Below are 4,023 nucleotides of genomic sequence, written 5' to 3'. Positions count from 1 at the left end.
GCCGCAGCATGCGCGGCCGGGCGCGCGGCGCCGCGCGCCGGCGCGAGCGCGATGCCGCCCGCGACGCGCCATTCCGACACGATCGCCTTCATCTGGCGCGTCTGCTCCTCGAGCGACGCGGCCGCTGCCGCTGCCTGCTCGACGAGCGCCGCGTTCTGCTGCGTGACGGAATCCATCTGGCCGACCGCGCGATTGACCTGCTCGATGCCGGTCGACTGCTCGTCCGACGCGGCGCTGATCTCGCCCATGATGTCGGTCACGCGGCGCACGGCCTGCACGATTTCGTCCATCGTCGAACCCGCGCGCGCAACGAGCGCCGACCCGCTGTCGACCTTCTCGGCCGAATCGCCGATCAGTTGCTTGATTTCCTTCGCGGCGCTCGCGCTGCGCTGCGCGAGCGAGCGCACTTCGCCGGCCACCACCGCGAAGCCGCGGCCCTGCTCGCCGGCCCGCGCGGCTTCGACCGCCGCGTTCAGCGCGAGGATGTTGGTCTGGAACGCGATGCCTTCGATCGTGCCGATGATGTCGACGATCTTGCCCGAGCTGGCCGCGATGTCCTGCATCGTCGCCACGACCTGGCCGACCACTTCGCCGCCCTGCGTCGCGATGTCCGACGCGTTCACCGCGAGCTGGCTCGCCTGCCGCGCGTTCTCTGCGTTCTGGCGCACGGTGCCGGTCAGTTGCTCCATGCTCGACGCGGTTTCCTGCAGCGACGCGGCCTGTTCCTCGGTGCGCTGCGACAGGTCGGTGTTGCCGGTCGAGATCTCGCGCGCGCCGACGTCGATCGACTCGGTGCCGCGATGCACCGCCTGCACCATCGTCGTCACCGCGTCCTGCATCCGCTTGATTCCGCCGAACAGGCGGCCGATCTCGTTGGTGCTGAACACGCTCACCGGCTGCGTGAGGTCGCCGCCGGCAATGCGCTCGAAGTGCGCGATCGCATCCTCGAGCGGCTTCACGATCAGGCCGCGCAGCACGAAGCGAATCGCGATCACGACCACGAACGCGATCGCGATGCCGGCCGCGATCAGGCCGATCATCATCGAGATCTGCGACTGCGTCGCGGCCTGGCGATCTTCCGCGCGCTTCTGCAGCGATGCGATCACGGCCGCGGACGTCTGGTCGAATGCGACGAACATCGGGCTGATCTTCGTGTCGGCAATCGCGTGGTACGCGGCCATGTCGCCCGCGCGCGCCGCCGCGAATTCCGGCTCGACGCCTTCCTTCACGATCGTCGTGTAGCGTGCGGTGAGCTCGTCGACGAGCGCCTGCTCGACGCCGAGCTTCGGCAACGACTGGAACGTCTGCCAGTTCTGGTTCGACTTCGCGAACAGCTCCTGCGCGCGGTCGAGCACCTTCGTCGCGTCGGCCGCATTGCCGGCTTCGGTCAGCGTACGGAAGCGATCGAGCGCGACGCGCGCACGCAGCAGGTGCGCGGCCGTGTCGTCGAGCGTGTGAATCGCCGGCAGGTCGACGTGCGCGATCTCGTCGAGCGAGCGGCTCGCGTGATTGAGCGCGTAGAGGCCGAGCCCGCCGACCGCGGCGGCCAGGCACACGAGGATGAGTCCGACCGCGGTCAGCGTCGTGCGGATCGACCAGTTGTGCAACATTGCGGATTCTCCCGAAATTCGTGCGCACGCGGCGCGCTTACGCGCCGAGCGTCTCGATCAGCGCCATTTCCCGGCTCGACATCAGCTTTTCGATGTCCATCAGGATCAGCATGCGGCCGTCGACGGTGCCGAGACCCGTCAGGTACTCGGTCGTCAGCGTCGCGCCGAACTCCGGCGCGGGCATGATCTGGTCGGTCTGCAGCGTCAGCACGTCGGACACGCCGTCGACCACCATCCCGACCACGCGGTTCGACACGTTCAGGATGATCACGACCGTCTGGTGGTCGTACTCGACGCGGCCGAGATGGAATTTGATCCGCATGTCGACGATCGGCACGATGATGCCGCGCAGGTTGATCACGCCCTTGATGAAGTCAGGCGCGTTCGCGATGCGCGTGACGCTGTCGTAGCCGCGGATTTCCTGCACCTTCAGGATGTCGATCCCGTACTCCTCGTCACCGAGCGTGAAGACGAGGAACTCCTGGCCCGTCGCATCGCCGTGTTCGGCGTCGCGGCGGCTGGTAGCCGCGTTCGCCGCGGCCGGATTGATCATTTGGACTTCAGCAGACACGTTTGCCCCCAATCGGTTGAATGGCGAGAGTCAGAAGATCGCGAGCTCGGCGCCGGCTCGGGCGCCGTGCGTCGCACGGGTTTCGCGGTTCAGCGCCGCGACGTCGACGATCAGCGCGACGCTGCCGTCGCCCAGGATGGTCGCCGCCGAGATGCCGTGCACCTTGCGGTAATTCGTTTCGAGGTTCTTCACGACCACCTGCTGCTGGCCGACCAGTTCGTCGATCAGCATCGCGAAGCGGCGCCCCTCGGTTTCCATGATCGTGACGATCCCTTGCGTCGGATCGGTGCGCGCGTCGTCCACGGAGAACACTTCGTGCAGCGCGACGAGCGGCAGGTATTCGCCGCGCACGCGCACCACGCGCTCGCCGTTGCCGACCGTGTAGATGTCGTCGATCGACGGCTGCAGCGACTCCATCACGAAGTTCAGCGGCAGGATGAAAATCTCGCTGCCGACTTTCACCGACATCCCGTCGAGGATCGCGAGCGTGAGCGGCAGCACGATCCGCGTGGTCGTGCCGCGGCCGGCCTGCGACGAGATCTCGACGTGACCGCCCATCGACTGGATGTTGCGCTTCACGACGTCCATCCCGACGCCGCGGCCCGACACGTCGGTCACCGTCTCGGCGGTCGAGAAGCCCGGCGCGAAGATCAGCTGCCAGACTTCGTCGTCGCTGATGTTCTCGGAAATCTGCATGCCCTGTTTCGCGGCCTTCGCGAGGATCCGTTCGCGGTTCAGGCCCGCGCCGTCGTCGCTCACTTCGATCACGATGTTGCCGCCATGGTGCGCGGCCGACAGCACAAGCTGGCCGACGCCGTCCTTGCCGGCGGCGACGCGCTTGTCGACCGTTTCGATCCCGTGGTCGAGGCTGTTGCGCACGAGGTGCGTGAGCGGATCGATGATTCGCTCGATCAGGCTCTTGTCGAGTTCGGTCGCCTGGCCGAACGTGACGAGCTCGACCTGCTTGCCGAGCTTGCCGGCGAGGTCGCGCACGAGCCGCGGGAAGCGGCTGAACACGTAATCCATCGGCATCATCCGGATCGACATCACCGCTTCCTGCAGATCGCGCGCGTTGCGCTCGAGCTGCGCCATCCCGTTGAACAGCCGATCGTGCAGCGCCGGGTCGAACGCGCTCGCGGTTTCGGCGAGCATCGCCTGCGTGATCACGAGTTCGCCGACCAGATTGATCAACTGGTCGACCTTCTCGACGCCGACGCGGATCGAGCTGCCTTCGGCGCCCGATGCGGCGGCGGCCGGGCGCGGGCGCTTGTCGTCGTGATGCGCGGCCGACTGCGCCGGCTGCGCGGCGGGTTCGGCATGCGGCTGCGGCGCCGGTTGTGCGGCAGCGCGCGGCTGCGCCGGTGCGGCTGATGCTGCCGGGGTTTGTACCTGCGCCTGCGCTTGCGATGCGGCGGCGGCCGGCGCGGCACCCGCCGCGTCCGCGAATACTTCGACGCGCGCGGCCGGCTGCGCGGCGGCCGGTTCGGCGGCGGCCGGCGCGGCAGCGGGCGCCGCCGGAGCGGCCGGAGCGGTGCCGCGTCCAATGCGGATCTGGCTGTCGTCGATCACGAAGCAGCACACGGCGATGATGTCGTCGGACGGCACTTCCGATTCGAGCCACAGCGTCAAGTCCGCGCCCGCTTCCTCGCGGCCGACGATGCGACCGAGATTGCCGAGTTCCTCGGTCAGCAGCGCCTGGTCCTTCGCGTCCACGCCGATCAGCGTGATCTTCAGGTGCGGGCCGTCCGCGCCGGCGCCGGCGTCGGCGCCGGCGTCGGCCGCCGGATGCGCGGCCGCGACGGCCTGTTCGACCACGTGATCGGGTGCGCCGCCAGCGCCGGC

The 4,023-nt window shown here is 68.5% G+C and carries 3 protein-coding genes; all 3 read right to left on the bottom strand.

Features of this window, described 5'->3' with window-relative positions:
• The coding region (locus tag KDW55_RS29110; RefSeq protein ID WP_212198153.1) for a methyl-accepting chemotaxis protein at positions 1–1,610 on the bottom strand (1,610 nt) is incomplete at its 3' end.
• 37 nt (positions 1,611–1,647) lie between these two features.
• Positions 1,648–2,163 (bottom strand): chemotaxis protein CheW, encoded by a 516-nt coding sequence (gene cheW / locus KDW55_RS29105; RefSeq protein WP_035971390.1) that lies wholly within the window; start codon positions 2,161–2,163, stop codon positions 1,648–1,650.
• Between the two features lie 48 nt (positions 2,164–2,211).
• Positions 2,212–4,023, bottom strand: a 1,812-nt coding sequence (locus KDW55_RS29100) for a chemotaxis protein CheW (RefSeq protein ID WP_212198152.1), incomplete at its 5' end; no start/stop codon positions are given.

The organism is Burkholderia sp. AU19243 (genome assembly GCF_018148075.1).
In the GTDB taxonomy this organism is placed as follows: domain Bacteria; phylum Pseudomonadota; class Gammaproteobacteria; order Burkholderiales; family Burkholderiaceae; genus Burkholderia; species Burkholderia latens_A.
Note: the sequence above shows the minus strand (reverse complement) of the source record. Positions and strands in the feature narration are given on the sequence as shown.

Bases quoted from the DNA above. Each gene is read 5' to 3' on its own strand.
- cheW (WP_035971390.1), bottom strand. From the start codon at position 2,163: ATGATCAATCCGGCCGCGGCGAACGCGGCTACCAGCCGCCGCGACGCC.